At 66.2% G+C, this 20,891-nt stretch carries 18 protein-coding genes; 8 read left to right on the top strand and 10 right to left on the bottom strand.

Features of this window, described 5'->3' with window-relative positions; genetic code table 11:
* Nucleotides 1-92 precede the first annotated feature (92 nt).
* The 9 genes from AB4Y36_RS15435 to AB4Y36_RS15395 all read right to left on the bottom strand — a co-directional run bounded on the left by AB4Y36_RS15435 (nt 93) and on the right by AB4Y36_RS15395 (nt 11,651).
* On the bottom strand, nt 93-926 hold the full coding sequence (locus AB4Y36_RS15435; RefSeq protein ID WP_368683449.1) for a M55 family metallopeptidase: 834 nt from the start codon (nt 924-926) through the stop codon (nt 93-95).
* Nucleotides 923-1,999, bottom strand: a complete 1,077-nt coding sequence (locus AB4Y36_RS15430) for a P1 family peptidase (RefSeq protein ID WP_368683448.1) — start codon at nt 1,997-1,999, stop codon at nt 923-925. The genes AB4Y36_RS15435 and AB4Y36_RS15430 overlap by 4 nt, the downstream gene beginning before the upstream one ends.
* Complete coding sequence (gene gsiD, locus AB4Y36_RS15425) at nt 1,996-2,889, bottom strand: glutathione ABC transporter permease GsiD (RefSeq protein WP_342922102.1); 894 nt, start codon at nt 2,887-2,889, stop codon at nt 1,996-1,998. Before gsiD ends, AB4Y36_RS15430 begins: the two co-directional genes overlap by 4 nt.
* A gap of 7 nt (nt 2,890-2,896) precedes the next feature.
* Nucleotides 2,897-3,817: a glutathione ABC transporter permease GsiC gene (gene gsiC / locus AB4Y36_RS15420; protein WP_368683447.1), complete on the bottom strand. Its 921-nt coding sequence runs from the start codon at nt 3,815-3,817 to the stop codon at nt 2,897-2,899.
* A gap of 69 nt (nt 3,818-3,886) precedes the next feature.
* The gene (gsiB, locus tag AB4Y36_RS15415; protein WP_069265895.1) at nt 3,887-5,431 is read right to left on the bottom strand and encodes a glutathione ABC transporter substrate-binding protein GsiB; all 1,545 of its coding nucleotides are present in this window, start codon (nt 5,429-5,431) and stop codon (nt 3,887-3,889) included.
* 87 nt (nt 5,432-5,518) lie between these two features.
* Nucleotides 5,519-7,420: a dipeptide ABC transporter ATP-binding protein gene (locus AB4Y36_RS15410; RefSeq protein WP_368683564.1), complete on the bottom strand. Its 1,902-nt coding sequence runs from the start codon at nt 7,418-7,420 to the stop codon at nt 5,519-5,521.
* Between the two features lie 47 nt (nt 7,421-7,467).
* Nucleotides 7,468-8,463, bottom strand: a complete 996-nt coding sequence (locus AB4Y36_RS15405; protein WP_368683446.1) for an isoaspartyl peptidase/L-asparaginase family protein — start codon at nt 8,461-8,463, stop codon at nt 7,468-7,470.
* Complete coding sequence (locus AB4Y36_RS15400) at nt 8,460-9,401, bottom strand: MurR/RpiR family transcriptional regulator (protein ID WP_069265892.1); 942 nt, start codon at nt 9,399-9,401, stop codon at nt 8,460-8,462. The genes AB4Y36_RS15405 and AB4Y36_RS15400 overlap by 4 nt, the downstream gene beginning before the upstream one ends.
* Nucleotides 9,402-9,743: 342 nt before the next feature.
* Nucleotides 9,744-11,651 carry a PAS domain S-box protein gene (locus AB4Y36_RS15395; protein WP_368683445.1) on the bottom strand — a complete coding sequence of 636 codons (1,908 nt, stop codon included), beginning with the start codon at nt 11,649-11,651 and terminating at the stop codon, nt 9,744-9,746.
* A gap of 282 nt (nt 11,652-11,933) precedes the next feature.
* Here AB4Y36_RS15395 and AB4Y36_RS15390 point away from each other — a divergent pair, with 282 nt between their 5' ends.
* The 5 genes from AB4Y36_RS15390 (at nt 11,934) to AB4Y36_RS15370 (ending at nt 16,849) form a co-directional block, all read left to right on the top strand.
* Complete coding sequence (locus AB4Y36_RS15390) at nt 11,934-12,320, top strand: hypothetical protein (protein WP_368683444.1); 387 nt, start codon at nt 11,934-11,936, stop codon at nt 12,318-12,320.
* A 20-nt stretch (nt 12,321-12,340) separates the two neighbouring features.
* A complete protein-coding gene (locus AB4Y36_RS15385) occupies nt 12,341-14,293 on the top strand; it encodes a putative bifunctional diguanylate cyclase/phosphodiesterase (protein ID WP_368683443.1) in 1,953 nt (650 codons plus the stop codon).
* Between the two features lie 43 nt (nt 14,294-14,336).
* A complete protein-coding gene (motA, locus tag AB4Y36_RS15380; protein ID WP_069265888.1) occupies nt 14,337-15,206 on the top strand; it encodes a flagellar motor stator protein MotA in 870 nt (289 codons plus the stop codon).
* Nucleotides 15,207-15,216: 10 nt separating this feature from the next.
* Nucleotides 15,217-16,155 (top strand): flagellar motor protein MotB, encoded by a 939-nt coding sequence (gene motB, locus AB4Y36_RS15375; protein WP_368683442.1) that lies wholly within the window; start codon nt 15,217-15,219, stop codon nt 16,153-16,155.
* A gap of 235 nt (nt 16,156-16,390) precedes the next feature.
* The gene (locus tag AB4Y36_RS15370; RefSeq protein WP_256094804.1) at nt 16,391-16,849 is read left to right on the top strand and encodes a PRC-barrel domain-containing protein; all 459 of its coding nucleotides are present in this window, start codon (nt 16,391-16,393) and stop codon (nt 16,847-16,849) included.
* Nucleotides 16,850-16,926: 77 nt separating this feature from the next.
* Here AB4Y36_RS15370 and AB4Y36_RS15365 read toward each other — a convergent pair whose 3' ends face one another.
* Nucleotides 16,927-17,313 (bottom strand): hypothetical protein, encoded by a 387-nt coding sequence (locus tag AB4Y36_RS15365; protein ID WP_368683441.1) that lies wholly within the window; start codon nt 17,311-17,313, stop codon nt 16,927-16,929.
* Between the two features lie 135 nt (nt 17,314-17,448).
* On the opposite strand from AB4Y36_RS15365, the gene AB4Y36_RS15360 reads away from it, so the two are divergent.
* From AB4Y36_RS15360 to AB4Y36_RS15350, 3 genes are all read left to right on the top strand, one after another.
* The gene (locus AB4Y36_RS15360) at nt 17,449-18,300 is read left to right on the top strand and encodes an intradiol ring-cleavage dioxygenase (protein WP_368683440.1); all 852 of its coding nucleotides are present in this window, start codon (nt 17,449-17,451) and stop codon (nt 18,298-18,300) included.
* 333 nt (nt 18,301-18,633) lie between these two features.
* The gene (locus AB4Y36_RS15355; protein ID WP_254315880.1) at nt 18,634-18,903 is read left to right on the top strand and encodes a hypothetical protein; all 270 of its coding nucleotides are present in this window, start codon (nt 18,634-18,636) and stop codon (nt 18,901-18,903) included.
* A 404-nt stretch (nt 18,904-19,307) separates the two neighbouring features.
* On the top strand, nt 19,308-20,855 hold the full coding sequence (locus AB4Y36_RS15350) for a methyl-accepting chemotaxis protein (RefSeq protein ID WP_368683439.1): 1,548 nt from the start codon (nt 19,308-19,310) through the stop codon (nt 20,853-20,855).
* The last annotated feature ends 36 nt before the right edge of the window (nt 20,856-20,891 follow it).

The following is a 20,891-nucleotide window of genomic DNA, read 5'->3' as shown; positions in this document are numbered from 1 at the left end:
TTTTGGCGGATTGGCGGCGAGGCCGCCAGTCCGTTTTGTTGGGTGTGACGGGGCTGACAGTTAGTTGCACAATACCGAGACCAGCGGCCGCCTCATCGCAGCACCGCCGACATCGCCGACAAGCTATTGAGCGTGCGCACGAGAAACTCGGCCGTTGGCGCCGCAAACCGGATCACGCAGCCCGCCGTGCGCTCGACATCCGGCCACTGCGCAAAGAGATCCGCCAGCGCAGTCGTCTGCGTGTGCAGCTCGCACGTGCGCATACGCGGCGCCGCACACGCGCGGTCCCACCATTCGCCGTCGCGTGCGACGAGCCCGGCGGCTTCGCGCGCCGCGTCGCGAACCCGTTCGCGGCTCGCGGCGGGCGTCAGCAGATCGCCGCTCGCGTGGCCGCGGGCGCGCTTCACCACGACGAACTTCGCATCGGGAAAAGCGGGCCGCGTTTCGTCTTCGAATACATCGTCACCGCTGAGCAGCGCCACGCGTGCGCCGTATTCCTGCGCGAGCGCGCCATACAGCCCCGCCTCGCCCGTCGCCACGCCGTCCACGAGCACGCGCGCGAACGCAAAGCTGTTGATGGTGTGCGCAAGCATGCCGCGGCTTTGCGCCATGGCGTGATAGCCGATCATGAAAACAAGCGCGGGCCGGTGCTCGAGCCCCGCCATCATGCCAAGCGTGCGCGGCTTGCCGAGTATCACGCGTGCGCGCGCGTCGATCTCGTCGAGCAGCAGGTTGTTGAAACCGCCATGCGAGTCGTTGACCCACACTTCGCTCGCGCCGCCCGAGAATGCGCCTTCCACGGCCGCGTTCGCCTCGAGCGTCATCCAGCGGCGGGCCTGTTCGTACTCGGCGTTTCCCGCGCGCGTTTGCTGAACGTTGAAGACGCCGCCTATGCCTTCGATATCGACCGAAATGAGTACCTTCACGCGTGCACTCCGCCTGAACGAAGATCGGCGAGATCGGGCGCCGCTTCGCGCAGCGCGAGACGCACGTGGCCATCGCGGCCCTGCACAGTGCGTGCGCTCCACAAGGCGTCGAGAATCGCCTGCTCGACGCAATCGGCGCCTGCCTGAAACAGCGGATCGAGTTGCGAGTCGGCGAGCAAGGGCGGCAACGCGTGGGTCGATGCGTCGTGCGCCAATGTGTACGCGGTGCTGAACGCCATGGCGATATCGCCGCTGCCGTGTCCATAGACGGACCCCGTGCGCGCAAGACCTGCTGCCGCGCGCAGCGCAACGCGTCGAAGCTGCCGCGCGTCGAGCGGCGCGTCCGTGGCGATCAGCATGATGATCGAGCCCTTCTCCGGCGCCTGCGTCGCGTGGTTCGACGCCGCGCGCGCAGCAAGCTCGCGCCCCACGGGCACGCCGCTGATCGTCAGCATCGGCAAGCGGCCGAAGTTCGCCAGCACGAGCGCGCCCACGGTGTACTGCATGCCCGCCGCCTGCACGACGCGCGACGCCGTGCCGATGCCGCCTTTCAGATCGAAGCTCGACATGCCGCGCCCCGCGCCTACGCTGCCGCGTGCGAAGTCGGCGCTCGCGGCGGCGCAGGCCGCGAGATAGTGTTCCTCCTGAACGGCCAGCGCCTGAATGTCGTTCAGGTAACCGTCGTTGCACTCGAACACGAGCGGATTGACGGTCGGCAGGTCGCGCCCGATTTGCGGATTCGCCGCGACCGCCGCGCGAACCTGCGCCTGTGCGAGCGTGCCCACCGCAAACGTGTTGCTCAGCGCAACCGGCGTTTCGAGCACGCCCAACTCTTCGAGCTGCATGAGCCCGATGCTCTTGCCGAATCCGTTGATCACACAAGCGCTCGCCGGCACCTTCTCGCGAAAGAGGTCGCCTGCATGCGGCAGCAGCACGGTCACGCCCGTTTGCACGTCGCCCGCGTCGAGCGTGCAGTGCCCGACGCGCACACCGCTGACGTCGGCAATCGTTCCCGTTGCGCCGCTCGCCAGTGTGCCGATATGCGGCGCAGTATCTCCACGATCGATGCTCATGCGCGGTCCAGCTTCGGGTCGAGTGCGTCGCGCAAGCCGTCACCCAGCAGATTGAACGCGAGCACGGTGAGGAAGATGGCGAGGCTCGGGAACAGCGCGATATGCGGCGCCGTCACCATATCGGCGCGCGCCTCGTTGAGCATGGCGCCCCACTCCGGCGTGGGCGGCTGCGCGCCGAGGCCGATGAACGACAGGCTCGCGGCCGTGATGATCGACGTGCCGATACGCATGGTCAGATAAACGATCACGGACGACACGGTGCCCGGCAGGATATGCCGCATGATGATCGTCCAGTCCGACGCGCCAATGCTGCGCGCGGCCTCCACATACGTGAGGTGCTTGAGCATGAGCGTATTGCCGCGCACGAGCCGCGCGAACGCCGGAATGCTGAACACCGCCACCGCGCAGACCACGTTGATCATGCCGTTGCCGAGGATCGCCACCACGCCGATGGCGAGCAGAATGCCTGGGAATGCGAACAGCACGTCGGCTACACGCATGGTGATGCGATCCCACCAGCCTTCATAGTAGCCCGCGAGCAAGCCGAAGAAGGTGCCGACTACAGCGCCCAGCGCCACCGAAAGAAAACCAGCGGCCAGCGAAATGCGCGTGCCCGCGAGAATGCGGCTGAAAATATCGCGGCCCAGCGCGTCCACGCCGAACCAGTGGGCCGCCGAGGGACCCGCGTTGAGCGAGTCGTAATCGAAGTAATTTTCCGGGTCGTAAGGCACGAGATGCGGTGCGAACACCGCGATCACCACCAGCAGCAGCACGAACGCGCCCGCGCCGAGCGCGACGTGCTGCTTGCGGAACTTGCGCCAGAATTCGCGCCACGGCGTGCGGATCGCTTCGTCCTCTGCGCGTACGGCTTCGTTTAGGGTCGTGCTCATGGCGGGCTCACCTGAATCGAATTGTCGGATTGATGACCGCGTACAACACGTCCACGATCAGATTGATGACGATGAACTCGAGCGAGAACAACAGCACTTCGGCCTGAATCACGGGGTAATCGCGCATCGCAACGGAATCGACGAGCAGCCGCCCGAGGCCCGGCCAGTTGAACACCACCTCCACGACGATCGAGCCGCCCAGCAGGAAGCCGAACTGCAGGCCCATCATCGTGACCACGGGAATCATCGCGTTGCGCAGGCAATGCCTGATCACCACCCATTGTTCGGCGACGCCCTTCGCGCGCGCCGTGCGAACGAAGTCCTCGTTGAGCACCTCGACGAAAGAAGCCCGCGTGAAGCGCGCCATCACCGCCGCCACGGCTGCGCCGAGCGTGACCGACGGCAGCACGTAGCTGCGCCACGAACCGTCGCTCACCACGGGCAGCCAGCCCAGGTGCACCGAGAACAGCTCCATGAGCGCCATGCCGAGCGCGAAAGCCGGAAACGAAATGCCCGATACCGCGAGCGCCATGCCGATGCGATCGGGCCAGCGATTGCGCCACACGGCCGAGACGATGCCGATCGCCATGCCGAACACCACGGCCCAGACCATGCTGGTGAGCGTGAGCAGCAGCGTGGGCATGAAACGCTCGCCGATTTCGGTGACGACGGGGCGCTTGCTGCGCATCGAAACACCGAAATCGCCGTGAGCGATGCGCACGAAGAAGTGGAGGAACTGCTGCAGCAGCGGCTGGTCAAGGCCGAGATCGGCGCGCACGAGCGCAACCGTGGCGTCGTCCGCTTCGGGACCCGCTGCGAGGCGCGCCGGGTCGCCCGGCAGCAGGTGCACGAACAGGAACACGAGGACCGCGACGATCAGGAGCGTCGGCAGCAGACCCAGCGAGCGTTTGACAATGAAATTCAGCATGAGCGCGTTACTGCATCGGGGCGTGCGCGCCGCGCCGGACACTAGCGATCCGGCGCGGCGCGCAACGCATTAGCGAATCGAGATCTCGTCGAAGTTGAACGAGCCGTCCGGCGCCACATACGCGCCGGCCAGGCGCTTGCTGCGGGCGTACACGACCTTCTCCTTCACGAGGAATACCCACGGGGCGTCGGCCCAGATGCGCTTTTGCGCGTCGGTGTAGAGCGCCGTCTTTTGCGCGCGGTCCGTCGTTTCGAGCGCCTTCGCGAGGTCCTCATCGACCGCCGGGTTCTTGTAGTACGCCGTGTTCATGAGCTTGGGCGGCCACGATGCCGAAGCGAGCAGCGGCGAGATGCCCCAGTCCGCCTCACCCGTGGACGACGACCAGCCGATGTAATACATGCGCACGCCGGCCGTTGCCGGGTCCTGCGCGCTTTCCACGCGCGCGACCGCCGTGCCCGTTTCAAGCGCTTCGACGTTCGCCTTCACGCCCACTTGCGCGAGCTGTTGCTGCACGAACTGAATCGCCTTTTGCGCGGTCGAGTTGTTATACGCCGACCACAGCGTCGTTTCGAAGCCGTTCGGGTAACCGGCCTGCTTGAGCAGTTCGCGCGCCTTGGCCGGATCGTACGGCCAGGGGCCGAGCTTGATCGAGTAGTCCACACCTTGCGGCAGTACGCCGTCCGAAGGCAGCGCGTAGCCCCCGAATGCCACCTTCGCCAGCGCGTCCTTGTTGATCGCGTAGTTCAGCGCCTGGCGCACGAGCGGGTTGTCGAACGGTTTCTTCGCGGTGTTCAGGCTGATGTAGCGCTGGATGATCGAGGGGGTGGCGATCAGGTCCACCTTCGGGTTCGACTGGAACGCGCTCGCCTGCTCGAACGGAATGCGGAAGGCAAAGTCCGCTTCGCCGGTGCGCATGAGCGCTGCGCGCGTGTTGTTGTCGGCCACCGGCTTCCAGTCGATCTCGTCGATCTTCGGGTAGCCCTTCTTCCAGTAGCCGTCGAACTTGTGCACGACGAGGTCGCCGGCCGGGTCCCACTTCACGAACGCGAACGGGCCCGTGCCCACCGGATGCAGGCCGATGTCCTTGCCCCACTTCTTCATGGCCGCCGGCGAAATCATCACCGCCGACGGGTGCGCGAGCACGTTCACGAACGCCGAGAACGGCGCGTTCAGCGTGACCTTTACCGTGTACGGATCGACCGCTTCGGTCTTCGCGATGCGGCGGAACATGTTGTAGCGCTTCAGGTGATTCGCCGGGTCCGTCACACGGTCGAAGTTCGCCTTCACGGCCGCCGCGTTGAAGTCGGTGCCGTCCTGGAACTTGACGCCTTCGCGCAGCTTGAAGGTGTAGACGAGACCGTCGCCGCTGACTTCATAGCTCGTGGCGAGCACGTTGGTGAGCTTGAGGTCCTTGTCGAAACCGAACAGGCCCTGGTAGAACGACTTCGAAACCGCCTGCGAAAGCGTATCGTTGGCGTCGTACGGGTCGAGCGTCGAGAAGGTCGAATCGACGGCCATCACCGCGCGCTGTTCGGCGGCATGTACGGCAGTCGCGCCGGCGATCAGCGCGAGTGCGAGCGCGCTGCCCTTCATCCATGTTTTGACTTCTTTCATCAATCAGGTCTCCATAGCAATGAATCTTGACGACTCGGCGAAATATTCCAGCTAAACAGTGAACGATTGCGTGGCATGCGGGCGTGTTCAGTACGCGCCGCCCACCCGATGCTTTGCAACGAAGTGGCCGGGGCCGACCGACACGAGCGGCAGGACCTGCGGCTCGTCGCCGGGTGCGCGAATCGGGCTCGGCAGTTCGTCGGCGGCGAGCACGCGCTTCGCGTGGCGGCGCGCCGGATCGGCGATCGGCACCGCGCCCATGAGCTTCCTTGTATAGGCGTGCTGCGGGTTCTCGAACACGGCGCGGCGCGGGCCGATCTCGACGATCTGCCCCAGGTACATCACCGCGACGCGATGGCTCACGCGTTCCACCACGGCCATATCGTGCGAGATGAAGAGATACGCCACACCAAGCTCCTGCTGCAGGTCGAGCATCAGGTTGACGATCTGCGCCTGCACGGAAACGTCGAGCGCCGACACCGATTCGTCGGCGATCACGACTTTCGGGTTCATCGACAGCGCTCGTGCGATGGCAATGCGCTGACGCTGGCCGCCCGAGAATTCGTGCGGATAGCGGCCCGCCGCCGACTTCGGCAAGCCCACGCGATCGAGCAGCCATTCCACGCGGGCCTGCGCCTCTGCGCCCTTCGCGATGCCGTGCACGAGCAATGGCTCCATGATCGAGAAGCCCACCGTGAGGCGCGGGTTGAGCGAGGCGAACGGGTCCTGAAAAATGAACTGGATATCGCGGCGCAACGTCTGTAGCGCGGGGCCCGTGAGGGTGCTGATATTCCGGCCGCCGAATTCGATCGTGCCGCTCTGGCTCTCGACGAGCCGCAGCAGCGAGCGGCCCGTGGTCGATTTACCGCAACCGGACTCGCCCACCAGCGCGAGCGTTTCGCCGGCGTGAAGATCGAAGCTGACTTTTTCGACCGCATGCACGCGGCCTGTGACCTTGCCGAACAATCCGCTGCGCACGGGAAAGCGCGTGACGAGGTCGCGCACGCGCAGGACCGGCGGCGCGTTCGTTTCTGGCGCGTTCGCCGGAGGGTTCGACGTGGCGACCGGGCGCGCCGCTTCGCTCATCGACAGCGGCGGGAACTTCTCCGGCAAGTCCGTGCCCTGCATTGCGCCAAGCCTCGGCACCGCGGCGAGCAACGCCTGCGTGTAACGGTGCGAAGGCGCGGCGAACAGCGCATCGGATGCGCCCTCTTCCACCTTTTCCCCGCGATACATCACGAGAATGCGGTCCGCCACTTCGGCGACCACGCCCATGTCGTGCGTGATGAAGACCACGCCCATATCCATCTCGTCCTGCAGGCCGCGAATGAGTTGCAGGATCTGCGCCTGGATCGTCACGTCGAGTGCCGTGGTCGGTTCGTCGGCAATCAGGAGCGCGGGCTTGCACGAAAGCGCCATCGCAATCATCACGCGCTGGCGCATGCCGCCCGAAAGCTGATGCGGGAAGCGGTCCATCACGCGGCGCGCCTCGGGAATGCGCACGAGGTCGAGCAGGCGCAGCGTTTCGGCGCGCGCCTGCGCGGCGTTCATCTGCTGATGCAACGCGATCGCCTCGCTGATCTGGTTGCCCACCGTGAACACCGGGTTCAGCGAAGTCATCGGCTCCTGGAAGATCATCGCGATGTCCGCGCCGCGCACCGAGCGCATGGTCGAGCTACTCGCACGCGTGAGATCGAGCACGCTGCCGTTGCGACGGCGCAGGTCGATGCTCCCGCCCGTAATGCGGCCGCCGCCGTGCTCGGCGAGCCGCATCAGCGAAAGCGATGTGACCGACTTGCCCGAACCCGATTCGCCGACGATGGCGAGCGTCTCGCCCCGGTCGACGTGGAACGACAGATTGCGCACGGCTTCGAATGCGCCCGCGCCGCGCCTGAACGACACGGAAAGGTTACGGACGTCGATCACGCGGTTCGGCGGCAGCGCGGCCTTTCCGCTGGCCGGCGCGATATCAGGACGGTTCGAGGACATCTGCACGATGAGGATTCCTTCGTTTGGTGCGCAAAACGATGCGCCGCTTAAGCGTAGATCGACGCAACGGGCGCTTCGCCCACGCGCGCGTAGCCACGGTACATGCCTTCGGTATTGAACGGCAGGACCACGTTGCCTTGTGCATCCACGGCGATCAGGCCGCCGCGGCCGTCGATGCGCGGCAACTGCTCCATCACGACGTTCGTGGCTGCTTCGGATAGCGAAACACCGCGATATTTCATTTGCGCCGCCACGTCGTAGGCCGCGACCATGCGCATGAACATTTCGCCCGATCCCGTGGTGGACACCGCACAGGTGGCGTCGTCGGCATAGCAGCCCGCACCGATCAGCGGCGCGTCGCCCACGCGGCCAACCTGCTTGTTCGTAATGCCGCCCGTCGAAGTCGCCGCCGCGACGTGGCCGTGCGCGTCGAGCGCCACCGCGCCCACCGTGCCGAACTTGCGGTTCGGGTCGATCGGCTCGTGCGGCAGGCTGTCCGCCGATGCGTTTGCAGCTGCCTTTGCTTCGAGCGTTGCCCCGTCGTGATCGAGCATCGCGCGCGCTTCACCGCGGGCGAGCTGCCACTGGCGGTAGCGCGCATCGGTGTGGAAGTAGGAGGAATCGACAAATTCGAGGCCCTGGGCCGCTGCAAACGCTTCCGCGCCTTCGCCCGTGAACAGCACGTGTTCGCTCTGCTCCAGCACGCGGCGCGCCGCCAGCACCGGATTGCGCACGCGCGTCACGCAGCACACGGCGCCCGCTTCGAGCGTACGGCCGTCCATGATCGAGGCGTCGAGTTCATGCGTGCCCGCGGACGTGAACACCGCGCCGTGGCCCGCGTTGAATAGCGGACAGTCTTCGAGCAGGCGCACCGCTTCTTCGACGGCGTCGAGCGCGCTGCCGCCTTCCGAGAGGATGCGCTGGCCAGCCGCGAGAATGCGGTTCAGCGCATCGAGATACTGGGTTTCGACTTCGGGCGCCATCGATGCGCGCAGGATCGTGCCGGCGCCGCCGTGAATGGCAATGACTGCGTTCGATTTCATGACTTCTTTTTCGTTGGGGAAGACGGAGCGGCTGGCGCGACAGACGCCTGCGCCGGGGCCGAAGTGAGCCACGGCAGCACCGATTCGGTGATGGCCGCCGCAGCGACGACGGAATCCTTCGCGCGCAACGCCACGGCGTCGCAAAGCGCTTCGATGACGGCCAGCACCGCGGCCTCCGAGTTCGCCGCAAGGCGACGTTCGGAACGGATCGGCAGCGTGAGATCGGCGAAGCGCGCGAGCGGCGAGTCGATGCTGTCGGTGAGCGCGAGCACGCGCGCGCCCAGCTTCGCGGCGTGGCGCGAGAGCTTGATCGTGTCGTCCACGTAGCGCGGAAACGCGATGCCGATCACCAGATCGTCCCTGTTCGCGCCGAGCAGCCTGCGCGCCGAATGCGTGGGGCCGCCGACCGAGGCGAGCGCCTGCACGTTGTCGAGATACGGCAGCAGGGCGTTCTCCATGAGTCCGGCGAGAAACGCGCTCGTGCCCGAGCCGATTATGTAGACGCGGCGCGCAGAGAGAATCGCGTCCACGGCTGCGGCAGCCGCTGCGCTGTCGATCGACTGGCGCGACAAACGCAGGTTCGACTCGGCCTGCTCCAGTGAGGCGCCGAATAGCTCGGCGCCGCTGGTCGGCGATTCCTGCGCGCTGCGCAGCCGCTCGACCGGCGCGAGCGTGGCCTCGAAGCCGCGCACGAGCGCCTCGCGAAACTGCGGATAGCCGTCGAACCCGAGCGAGCGCGCAAAGCGGTTGGCCGTGGCCACCGAAGCGCCCACCGCGTCCGCCAGTTCGTCGATGCGCATGGTCGCGGCATGGAACAGGTTTGCGAGCACATACTCGGCCATGCGCCGGTGGCCCGGTGTGAGAACGGGCATCGCGGCGGTGATGCGCGCGACGATCTCGGCTTCGGGCGTGTCGGGAGTCGACGGTCGGGTTGGCATACGTGAACGGGAGTCGGGACGCTGAGGGGAACGGCACATGCCGTAAATGAAATTACATGGGCGGATCTTAGTGAAAATTAATTTTCATCGCGCCCGGGGTTTACCCTATTCGAGCAAAGCGCGGGAGAAATTGGCTTGATCGGGCGCAACGAGGAGCGAAGCTGCGCGCGTCGAACACGTTGCTGGAACCTGGAACGAGAAGCCGGCAGGGGCGGATGCCGGAAAGCATTTCGCCCGCAGGCGAGATAAGGCGCGGCTACGCGTGGAGAGTGGCGCCGCACTTGCCGACAGCCAGACGCTAGCGGCAATCGAATCAGTCACATGAGAACGGAGCGTGCAGCTTCACGACGCCACCATCGCTTCAGCGCTCGGCGCCAACCGCCACGTGTTGCGCCCCGCGCGCTTCGCTTCGTACATGGCCGCATCGGCGAGACACAGCGCATCGTCGGCCAGCGCCCTGTTCCCGGCTTCGGTCGAGAGCGTCGCGCTCGTTGCGTCCACCACACCGGCCGCGCCTGTCACGCCCGTCAGCACGACGCCCACGCTCGCGCTCGTCTCGATCACGCGGCCCGCGACGATGAACGCCTTCGACACTTCACGGCAAATGGCCGCTGCGATGCGCTCGCCGGTGCGCGCGTCGCTCACGCCGCGGCTCGCCACCACGAATTCGTCGCCGCCCAGGCGGCTCACCACGTCGCCCGTGCGCACGGTGGCGACGAGCCTGCGCGCGACCTCCCTGAGCAAAGCGTCGCCCACGTCGTGGCCGTAACGGTCGTTGATGGACTTGAAGCCGTCCATGTCCATGAAGAAGAGTGCGAAGGGCTCACCGCTCGTGCGCAGTTCGCGCAGCGTCTCCTGCAGCGCGCGCCGGTTCGCGAGCCCCGTGAGCGGGTCGATCAGCGCGCCCTCGCGCAGGCGTTGCTCGGTGCGGCGCTGCTCGGTCACGTCGTGCGCCATCACGTAAAAGCCCGTCACCTTGCCTTCGCGCTTGGCCGGAATGTAGGTGGCCGACCACACGCGGTCGGCATCGGCCCGATACCGCACCTCGTCGCAGGTCACGCGTTCACCGGCCAGCGCGCGCGCAAAGAGCGGCTGCAACTGCTCGAACACTTCGGGGCGCAGCGTCTCGCTCAGGCTGCGTCCGCGCAGCGCCGCCGGCTCCGCGCCGAAAACGCGCTTGAACGTCTCGTTGTTGAACTGGTAGCACAGATCGCGATCGACCACGGCGATGAGCGCCGGCACGTTGTCGGTGATGGTCTGCAGCGCGTCGCGGCTGCGCCGCAGCTCTCCCGTGCGTTCGCGCACGCGCTCTTCGAGCTCGACGTGATAGTTGCGCAATGCCTCTTCGCTCTTCTTGCGGCTCGTAATGTCCTGCACCGCCGCGATGAAATGCAGCGGCGTGCCCGACACGTCGCGCACGAGCGACACCGCGAGATTGACCCACACAGCCTGGCCGTCGCGCCGCAGATAGCGCTTTTCGATCGCATACGTGGCCTGGCGGCCCGCGAGCAGCTCGGCCACTTGCGCGAGATCGGCGGCAATGTCGGCCGGGTGCGTGACCGAGGCGAACGTGCGGCGGCGCAGTTCGCTCTCCTCGTAGCCGATGATCTCCGAGAACTTCTGGTTCACGTCGAGAAAGCGGCCGTCGAGATCGACCACGGCCTTGCCGATCGGCGTTTGCTGGAACACGGTCCGAAAACGCGCCTCGCTGATGGCGAGCGAACGGCGGTCGCGCTCGTGCGCCGTGCGCGAGCGGTTCAACTGCCGGCGCAATTCCAGCTCGCGCTCGACGAGATGCGCGAAATCCGCGAGCATGGCGGCCTGGGCCGCGTCGAACGTGCGCGGCTTTTCGTCGATCAGGCACAGTGTGCCGACCACCTGGCCGTCGGCGAGGCACAGCGGCGAACCTGCATAGAAGCGGATGTTCGGCGCGCCCGTGACGAGCGGATTGTCGAGAAAGCGCTCGTCGTCGAGCGCGTCTTCCACCACGAGCATGCACTTGCTCAGCACGGCGTGCGCGCAGAACGACACGCTGCGCGGCGTTTCGCACGCGGCCAGCCCATGGTGCGACTTGAACCATTGGCGGTCTTCGTCCACGAGCGAGATCAGCACGATCGGCATGTCGAACGCGAAGGCGGCGAGCCGCGAGATGCGATCGAACGCCTCTTCGGGATCGGTGTCGAGTATGTCGAGTTGCCGCAGCGCCCGAAGGCGGACGTCCTCATCCAGAGGAAGCGGAGCAGTGATCATCGTGTGGGGGGCCCGGCAGGACGGATACGGTTTGCGTGGCGCTTTCCGCACCGGCGCGCCTCACCTGGGTTTACGGCCGGATCAAGCGAAAACTGAAGCGTGGGAATGCCCGCACCGCATATCGCGCCAGCCTTGCGCGCCAGGCATTTCCCTTATGCAGGAATCGCAATATAAGCGCACGAACGTTCGGCATACGCGTTGTCGCGCAATCATCGAGCGCCACGGCCGTCACACCCGCGCTGCTCGCGTAGCCCGGCCCAACGGACGTTGCGCACTTTCTGCATGAAATGTCACAGCGGTCCAATTACTTCGATATCCGAAATACAGGCGGTTTTTAACCGGCTGGCTAACGCGTTGCGAAATCGATCAAGCCCTCAAAAAAAACTTGTCTGGCGACTTCAGCAACGCTTTTTCAAGGCCGTAAAAAGGGCAAAGCTCCACCCTTCCGGTGTCACCATGAGAACCCTCGCGCAAACCCTGCGTCTGAAACAGACTACCCGCATCGCCACCGCAGCGCGTATTGCCGCCGGCCGCGGCGCCGGCGCGCGCATGAGCGCCGCGCCGCGTGCGCGCCGCGCGCCGTCGCGCAGCGCTCATGAGCAGACCGGCACGTCGTGTCACTACGCCGTGCGCCGCCTCGCGGCGCAGGTGCGCACACGCAGAATCTAATGCCACACGGACATCGAGACATGAGACAGGAAACCGTGGCGGCCATGCCCGATCCCGCCGCTGCCTTGAATCCCTCAGCGGCGCTTCCCTGGTTAGTGCGTGCGCGCGCAACGTTGCGCGCCTCGATCCGCGCACGCACGAAGTTTTTCATCGGCCTGTTCTTTGCATTGTTCGCCACGCAAACCACACTGCTTGCGAGCCAGTTGATCGCGTTTGGCCACGCCTTCGAACGCGTGGATACGAGCTGGCACGATGAAAGCGCCGGGCAGGAAACCGAAGCACCACCGAGGCAAGCCGTCTCCGCCGCGCCGCGCGAACTCGCGGTCGAGAAGCTGCACAACCAGGTCCAGCGCGGCATCCTGCGCGTGCGTCACACGCTCGAAGCCGCCTTTGCGATTGCGCTCGCCACGCTCGCCTTTGGCCTCGTGCTGCTGCACTACCTCGAGCGTACGCTGCTGCGTCCGCTGCATACCTTGACCGATTCGCTCGTGCGCCTCGCGCACGGCGAAGACATGCGCGCATTGCCCGACATGAACCGCACCGACGAGATCGGCGCGATGGCGCATGCCTTCGATACGTTGTGCGAGAAGTCCCGCGAGCTGCATCTCGCCCACGAAGCCACGCGCGCCGCCGAGGCCCATGCCCAGGCGCTGGCGCGCCACGACCCGCTCACGGGCCTGCCCAACCGGCGTCTGCTCGCGGCGGAGATGAGCGCGGCGCTGGAGCGCACGCAGCACCGCTCGCCCGATTACCTCGTGTTCGTGATCGACCTCGACCGCTTCAAGCCCGTGAATGACTTGCACGGTCACGCCGCGGGCGACACGGTACTGTGCGAGATTGCCGCGCGTCTGCGTCGCGTGGTGCGTGACGGCGACACCGTTGCGCGCCTGGGCGGCGACGAGTTCGCCGTGCTCGCCCGCGTGCACCGCGACGACCACATCGAGGCCGCGAGCGAGCTGGCGCAGCGCCTGCTTGCCGCCACACGCGCGCCCATCGACATCGGCAAGCTGCGCATCAACGTGGACGCGAGCATCGGCATCGCATGCTGCCCGCGCGACGGCGGCGACCCGGACGCGCTGCTGCGCGCCGCCGATATCGCCATGTACCGCGCCAAATGCGAAGGCAAGGGCACGTACCGCTTCTTCGAGCAGAAGATGGACGACGAGCTGCGCCTGCAGGCCTCGCTCGAATCGGACCTGCGCCGCGCGCTCGCGGGCGGCGAGATCCGGCCGTTCTACCAGCCGCTCGTGCGCCTCGCCGACGGGCAGACCACCGGCTTCGAGATTCTCGCGCGCTGGCATCACGAGCAGCGCGGCTGGATCTCGCCCGAGGTGTTCGTGCCGCTCATCGAGCAGATGGGCATTTCGCCCGCGTTCACGGCTTCGATCCTGCGGCGCGCGTGCCGCGACGCGCTGGGCTGGCCCTCGCGCTACCACCTCGCGCTCAATCTCTCGCCCGCGCAGTTCAAGGACACGCAACTCGCGGCGCTGCTGCTCAGGATCCTCGCCGACGAGGGCATGCCGCCCGAGCGCATGGAGATCGAGATCACCGAATCGGCGCTGATGTACGACTTCGACGCGGCGCGCGCCGTGCTCGCGGACTTCCGCAACGCGGGGCTGCGCATGTCGCTCGACGACTTCGGCACCGGCTATTCGAGCCTGCAGCACCTGCGCGAGCTGAAGGTGGACAAGCTGAAGATCGACCGCTCCTTCGTGCTCTCGATGTCCTCGTGCAACGAGAGCGTCAAGATCGTCGACGCGATCATCGCGCTCTCCTCGAACCTGGGCATGAGCACCGTAGCCGAGGGCGTGGAGACCGCGGAACTCGCGCGCACGCTGGCGGCGAAGGGCTGCGACTACGCGCAGGGCTATTTCTTCGGCAAGGCGATGGCGGCGCGTGAAATCGACGCTTTGCTCAACGTGGATCGTGCGGCGAACGAGGCGCGGCCCAAGCGTCTCGTCGAGCCGGCCTGACCAGATTGACCCGTAGTACTTTGAGAAAGAGAAGGTAGACATCATGTTTGTAGCAATTGGCTGGATCGTCGTGCTCGGATCCGTGATCGGGAGCTTCGTGGGCGTGGGGGGACACCTGCCCGCGCTCGTTCAACCGTTCGAACTCCTGTGCATTTTCGGCGCGGCGCTGGGCGCGTTCGTGGTGAGCAACCCCACCGCCACGCTCGGCAAGACGCTCAAGGCGCTACCCACTTGCTTCAAGGGCGGCGGCTACACGAAGGCGCAATACCTGGAGCTGATCGCCCTCCTCTACGAGCTGCTGCAAAAGGCGCGCAAGGAAGGCATGATGGCGCTCGAAGCCGACATCGAAGCGCCCGAGAACAGCCCGATTTTCCAGAAGTACGCACGCGTGCTCGACGACCATCATCTGCTCGACTTCATCGTCGACTATCTGCGCATGATGTCGAGCGGCAACGTCAATCCCATGGAAATGCAGGACCTCATGGACGAAGAACTCGACACGCATCACTCGGAGGTGTCGATTGCGCCCAACGCGATCCAGAAGATGGCCGACGGCCTGCCCGCCTTCGGCATCGTGGCCGCCGTGATGGGCGTGGTGCATACGATGGGCTCGGTCGGCAAGCCGCCGGCCGTGCTCGGCGAGATGATCGCGGGCGCGCTCGTGGGCACGTTCCTCGGCATTCTGCTCGCCTATGGCTTCGTCGGTCCGATCGCCGACCTGCTCAACGCCAAGGGCCGCGCCGCCAGCAAGCCGTTTCAGTGCGTGAAGGCCGTGCTGCTCGCGTCGCTCGCCGGCTACGCGCCGCCCGTGGCCGTGGAATTCGGCCGCAAGGTGCTGTTCACCGCCGACCGCCCGAGCTTCCAGGAGCTCGACGAAGCGGTGCGCGCCACCAGGACGCCGAAGGCCGCTTAGGAGTCCAGAGATGGCCGAACGTACTCCAGGCTCGCGCGCCGCGCGCGACACCGAGAGCAGCAAGACCACGCTGGTGGTGCGCCGCGTGAAGAAAGGCGGCCACGAGGGTCACCATGGCGGCGCATGGAAGATCGCCTACGCCGACTTCGTGACCGCGATGATGGCGTTTTTCCTCTTGATGTGGCTGCTTGGGTCGACGTCGCAGTACGACCGCGACGGCATCGAGAAGTATTTCAACACGCCGCTTTCGGCCATGCTCGGCAGCAAGCCCGACGCCGCGAACCCCAACCCGAGCGTGGTGCAAGGCGGCGGCCGTGACCTGTCGAGCAAGACGCCGGCCGTGGGCGGCTCGAACGCGCAGCCCACGCTGTCGCACGCCGTACCCGTGGAAGCGGTCGACAAGTCGCGCCTTTCGCAGCTCAAGGAAAAACTCTCGGCGCTCATCGAGCGCAGGCCGGAGCTGCGCGCGTACCGCGACCAGATCCGCATGTCGATCACGGACGAAGGCCTGCGCATCGAGCTGGTCGATTCGCTCAAACGCCCCATGTTCGCGACCGGCAGCGCCAGGCTCGAGGACTACGCGTACGAGATCCTCGTGCAGATCGGCGGCGCGCTGAACGACGTGGACAGCGGCGAGTCGATCGCGGGGCACACCGACTCGGTGCCCTACTCGGGCGGCCTCGCCGGCTACACGAACTGGGAGCTTTCGAGCGAGCGCGCCAACGCCGCGCGCCGCGCGCTGGTGGCCGGCCATCTGAGCGAGGAGAAACTGCTCCAGGTACGCGGCCTCGCGGACGTCCTGCCGCTCGACCACGACACGGCGGACAGCCCGCTGAACCGGCGCATCAGCATTCTGGTGATGAACAAGGCCGCCGAACGCGCGTTCTTCGAGCAGGCCAAACGCTACGACGTGGACACCCCTCAAAAGGCGGCCACGCCGGCTTCGTAAGGCATCGACGGCGCGTCCCGGAGTGGGTCTCCAGAGCGGGTCTCCAGACAGGCAGGCACGCCACCGATGCGCCTCGCGCCGGCGCATCGAATCGAGGGGCGGGACCGCGGTACGCCGCTTGCTGTATCTCGCGACAGGCGGCCAGAACCGCCGCGGCATCGCCTGCCGCCTGATACGGGAATCGTCGGGAGTCTGGCCGGACTCAACATTGTTCCCTTCATATCTGGAGACCAGCATGCCCACCTTCATTCCTCCGCCCATGCCAACTGGCAATGGCGTGCGCATCGTCGGCAAGGGCCGCGTGAGCGCCGCGGGGCCGGGCCCCGACGTGATGGCCGCCAGCACGCTCGACAGCGACCGCGTGCTGAGCTCGGACGGCCAGGAAGTCGGCAAGATCAAGGAAATCATGCTCGACGTGCAGAGCGGCCGCGTAGCCTACGTGGTGATGTCGAGCGGCGGCTTTCTCGGCATCGGCGACAAGCTGCTCGCCATCCCCTGGAGCGCGCTCATGCTCGACACGAGCCGCAAGTGCTTCCTGCTCAACGTCTCGTCCGAGCGCGTGAAGGAAGCGCCGGGCTTCGACCGGGACAGCTGGCCCTCCATGGCCGACGCGAGCTGGGGCAGCACGCTGCACGCGTACTACGGCGCCGAGCCTTACTGGGCCGCGGTCGAGCCGGTGACGCCGCGTCACTGAGCGTAGTCGTCCAGCACACGGCTCCGAGCGGGTAAGCTGGCGTTCGGAGCCGCGCATCGCATCGAGCGCGCCGGCGTTCAGCGCGGCGTGGTCCCGGTGTTCGCGGCGATTGGCGGTGCCTCGCGGGGCTCGGCCGCCTCCAGCGCCCACGTGTTCACCGTGCGCCGCATCGGGCAGGCAATCACCGTGGCCACGCGGCTCGCCTGCGACGCCTCCGGCACACTCCAGCCGTCCTCCGCCAGCGCCCGCGCGCGCTGCCTGAACGCGATCTGCAAGGCATCCGACTTCACCGACACCTCGTTCTGCCAAGTCGCCGGGACGCGAACCGGCCGGATGCGCCGCAGCACGGCGTGGTCTTCCTCGAAAACGCGCAGATTGCGCGCGCGAAAGCGTCCATCGAACAGCGGATTGCGCAGGAAACTCCGGCCCATCATGAAGGGGCACGGCTGATCGAATCGGCTCATTGGGCCAGATTTTGGTTCCCGATGGCGACAGGCGCACAATACGCGCTGTTACAGCACGACGTCGATGTCACTGCGATCAGAGAACACGAGGCAACACCAGGTAACGCCTGGCAACCCTACAGGTAACCCCGAACCATGACCCAGTTCTTCAGCGAAGCCGCCTCCGCCGAGGCCGTCAATGCGCGTATCGGCGAAAACGCCGACGAGCGTCTGCGCGAGGTGATGAGCGCGCTCGTGCGCCATCTGCACGCATTCGCGAAAGAAGTGCAGCTCACGCAGCCGGAATGGGAAACCGCCATCGACTTCCTCACTACGGCGGGCCAGCTCTGCAGCGCCGAGCGCCAGGAGTTCATCCTGCTCTCGGACACACTGGGGTTTTCCATGCTCGTGGACGCCATCAACAACCGCCGCCCGGGCGCCGCCACCGAAAACACCGTGTTCGGCCCGTTCCACGTGGCCGGCGCGCCCGAGCGCGAGATGGGCGCGTGCATCACCGCCGACGGCAAGGGCGAGCGCTGCCTGTTCGAAGGCCGCGTGCTCGATCTCGAAGGCCGTCCGGTGGAGGGCGCGCGCATCGACGTGTGGTCCGACAACGCCGACGGCTACTACGACGTGCAGCAGCCCGGCGTGCAGCCCAGGTGGAACAACCGTGGCATCTTCACGACCGGCGCGGACGGCGCCTATCGCTTCGTCGGCATCAAGCCGGTCTCGTACCCGATCCCACACGACGGCCCGGTGGGCAAGATGCTCGCAAACCTCGGCCGCCACCCCTACCGTCCCGCGCACATGCATTTCCTCATCACCGCGCCGGGCTTCCAGAAGGTCGTCACGCATACCTTCGTGGGCGACGATCCCTACCTGCAGTCGGACGCTGTGTTCGGCGTGAAAGCATCGCTCGTCGCGCCGTACGAGCGGGTGGCAGACAGCGCCACGCCCTGGCGCTCCACGTTCGACTTCGTGCTCATGCCGCTCGCGGCGCCCGCCTGATCCGGCAATGCGGCGAACTGGATGCGATATCGCGCCTTGCTCGCCGCATTGTCCGCCGCTCCCGGGTCATAGACTGGTCTCGCAGTCGAACGAACAACCGGGAACACCTTTGGGGGCGGCGATGCGGGTCACGAACTGGATTCTGGTGCTGGAATGCGCGTATATGGAGTTTTCCAGCTGGCGCGGCAAGAACGTGTATCGCCGTACCGTGGCATACGACAGCGTGGTGTGGTGCTAACCCCTTCCGCAACCCGCTAGCCATCGACGCAACGGCATTCCTCTACTACAGTCGAAGACTTTACCGTCATCACTGCTGGAATCGAGGATTCGAATATGCTGTTCCCCGCCGTTGCCACCGCCGCCCTGCTGATCGTCGTGTATGTCCACGCGAACATTCCGCGCTTCACCGAGCGCGGCCCGAAGCGCCTCATCGCCCACGCCACGCTGTTGCTGGCCGGCCTGTGCTTCGGCGTGGTCGGCGCGATGATGTCCGGCACGATCGCGCCGCCGTGGGCGGTGATTGCGTGTGGCATGGGCGTCGTGCATTTGCCGGCGCTCTGCGTGCTCGTGCTCAAGCGCCTGAGGCATTCGGGGCGCAGCTAAAATGCCGTGCCCAGGCGCCTCACTGGCACTGCAACACGACGACGCCATCCATGCCCTGCTCGTTCGTCAACGTGGCCGAGCGACCAACGGCAACCAGCGGCTTCGTCGCGTCGTGCCGCACGACAACCGACTGAACGGACAACCGCCCGGTCGTCGAAATGCCATCAGCGGCGACTGAGAGTTCGTCAGCGCATACTGGGTAGCTCCGCGGCGCACTGAGGCGCTTGCAATTTTCCCCGATTGACTGGGGAAAACCACCATTGCGCAAGAGGTCCAGCGGGCTCCCGCGCCGACCTTCAGTTCCCTCGCCCAGCGCCGTAAACATGTTCAGTGCTTTGCCGTCTCACGCGCAAAGCACGATCGTTTTTCTGCTACGTAGCCCCTCGCGTTCTGGAGCCCTCTTCGTGTTTGCACGACTCTCTATCTCTGTCCGTCTGCGCATCGCGGTCGGAGTGCTGGCCTTGCTGATCGTGGCAGCCGGCGTTTCCGGCCTTGCGGGCATGTCGCGCACCAATACGGCGCTCGGCTATGCCTATTCGAACCAGTTGGTCGCCGCCATCAACATCGGCAAGGCCAACCTGAATCTGACGATCGCGCGCACGACGCTCGACCGCATCCTCCTGCACCCCGACGCGCCCGACATTCAGCCGTTGCTCGACAAGGCGCAGAACTATGTCGACACCTCGAACAAGGCCTGGGAGGTCTACCGCTCGCTGCCGCACACGCCCGAAGAACAAGCGCTCGCCGACGGCGTTCAAGCCGCCCTCACCGGCATGCTGGAGCAAGGCATCCAGCCGCTCATGGCCGCGATCAAGCAAGGCGACCGCCAGGCTCAGGATGACATCGCGATGAAGCAGATTCCGCCGCTCTCGGTCGCGCTCACCAAGGCCTCGACCGCGCTCGAGGCATGGCAGAAGGCGCACGGCGAGCAGGCGTTCGACCGCGCGCAGGACCGCTATTCATGGCTGCGGGCCGGCAGCATCGCGCTGATCGTGCTCGGACTCGCGGTGGCGGGCGTATGCGCCGCGGGACTGCACCGTGCGATCGCCGCGCCGCTCGAGAACGTGCAGGGCGCGCTCCAGCGCATCGCGGACGGCGACCTGACCGCCAACCTCGAAACGCGTTCCAGCGACGAAATGGGCCGCCTCGTGGCGAGCCTCAAGGCCATGCAGGACGCGCTCGCGCACACGGTGCGCAAGGTCAGCCACAGCTCCGAGTCCATTTCCACGGCGACGCGGCAGATCGCCGCCGGCAACGACGACCTCTCGCAGCGCACCGAAGAACAGGCGGCCTCGCTGCAGGAAACGGCCGCGAGCATGGAGCAGCTCACCGCCACGGTCAAGCAGAACGCCGAAAACGCGCGTACCGCTCAGACGCTCGCCAACAGCGCGCAGGAAGTCGCCGATCGAGGCTCGCAAGTCGTGAGCAACGCGGTGCAGACGATGGAGCGCATCGACGGCAGCTCGCAGAAGATTGCCGATATCACCGGCATCATCGAAGGCATTGCTTTCCAGACCAACATCCTCGCGCTCAACGCGGCGGTGGAAGCCGCGCGCGCGGGCGAACAGGGCCGCGGCTTCGCCGTGGTCGCGAGCGAGGTGCGCTCGCTTGCACAGCGTTCGGCGGCGGCCGCCAAAGAGATCAAGACGCTGATCGCCGAATCGGTCGAGCACGTGTCGTCGGGTTCGGAATATGTGCGCTCGGCCGGCGAGACGATGAACGAGATCGGCGAGTCCATTGGCCGCGTGACGACCATCATGCACGAGATCGCGAACGCGTCCGAAGAGCAGCGCGACGGCATCGAGCAAGTGAATCTCGCGGTCTCGCAGATGGACCAGGTCTCACAGCAGAACGCGGCGCTCGTGGAAGAAGCGGCCGCGGCCGCGATGGCGCTCAGCGAGCAGGCCGACTCGCTGCGCGACGCCGTCGGGGCGTTCAGGCTCGCGAACTGAGCGCAGCGCAGGGCGATCGATCGAGGCGTTGCCGGC

The sequence above is a fragment of the Paraburkholderia sp. BR10936 genome, assembly GCF_040965735.1.
In the GTDB taxonomy this organism is placed as follows: domain Bacteria; phylum Pseudomonadota; class Gammaproteobacteria; order Burkholderiales; family Burkholderiaceae; genus Paraburkholderia; species Paraburkholderia nodosa_A.
The sequence above is the reverse complement of the archived record's forward strand: the minus strand, read 5'-3'. Positions and strand labels throughout refer to the sequence as shown.

Excerpts from the sequence above, each read along its gene's own strand:
- AB4Y36_RS15390 (WP_368683444.1), top strand. The coding sequence starts at position 11,934 with ATGAAATGTCACAGCGGTCCAATTACTTCGATATCCGAAATACAGGCG.
- gsiC (WP_368683447.1), bottom strand. The coding sequence starts at position 3,817 with ATGCTGAATTTCATTGTCAAACGCTCGCTGGGTCTGCTGCCGACGCTC.
- AB4Y36_RS15430 (WP_368683448.1), bottom strand. The coding sequence starts at position 1,999 with ATGAGCATCGATCGTGGAGATACTGCGCCGCATATCGGCACACTGGCG.
- AB4Y36_RS15395 (WP_368683445.1), bottom strand. The coding sequence starts at position 11,651 with ATGATCACTGCTCCGCTTCCTCTGGATGAGGACGTCCGCCTTCGGGCG.
- AB4Y36_RS15360 (WP_368683440.1), top strand. The coding sequence starts at position 17,449 with ATGACCCAGTTCTTCAGCGAAGCCGCCTCCGCCGAGGCCGTCAATGCG.
- AB4Y36_RS15410 (WP_368683564.1), bottom strand. The coding sequence starts at position 7,420 with ATGTCCTCGAACCGTCCTGATATCGCGCCGGCCAGCGGAAAGGCCGCG.
- gsiD (WP_342922102.1), bottom strand. The coding sequence starts at position 2,889 with ATGAGCACGACCCTAAACGAAGCCGTACGCGCAGAGGACGAAGCGATC.
- motB (WP_368683442.1), top strand. The coding sequence starts at position 15,217 with ATGGCCGAACGTACTCCAGGCTCGCGCGCCGCGCGCGACACCGAGAGC.
- AB4Y36_RS15355 (WP_254315880.1), top strand. The coding sequence starts at position 18,634 with ATGCTGTTCCCCGCCGTTGCCACCGCCGCCCTGCTGATCGTCGTGTAT.
- gsiB (WP_069265895.1), bottom strand. The coding sequence starts at position 5,431 with ATGAAAGAAGTCAAAACATGGATGAAGGGCAGCGCGCTCGCACTCGCG.
- AB4Y36_RS15370 (WP_256094804.1), top strand. The coding sequence starts at position 16,391 with ATGCCCACCTTCATTCCTCCGCCCATGCCAACTGGCAATGGCGTGCGC.
- AB4Y36_RS15365 (WP_368683441.1), bottom strand. The coding sequence starts at position 17,313 with ATGAGCCGATTCGATCAGCCGTGCCCCTTCATGATGGGCCGGAGTTTC.
- AB4Y36_RS15385 (WP_368683443.1), top strand. The coding sequence starts at position 12,341 with ATGAGACAGGAAACCGTGGCGGCCATGCCCGATCCCGCCGCTGCCTTG.
- AB4Y36_RS15405 (WP_368683446.1), bottom strand. The coding sequence starts at position 8,463 with ATGAAATCGAACGCAGTCATTGCCATTCACGGCGGCGCCGGCACGATC.
- AB4Y36_RS15400 (WP_069265892.1), bottom strand. The coding sequence starts at position 9,401 with ATGCCAACCCGACCGTCGACTCCCGACACGCCCGAAGCCGAGATCGTC.
- motA (WP_069265888.1), top strand. The coding sequence starts at position 14,337 with ATGTTTGTAGCAATTGGCTGGATCGTCGTGCTCGGATCCGTGATCGGG.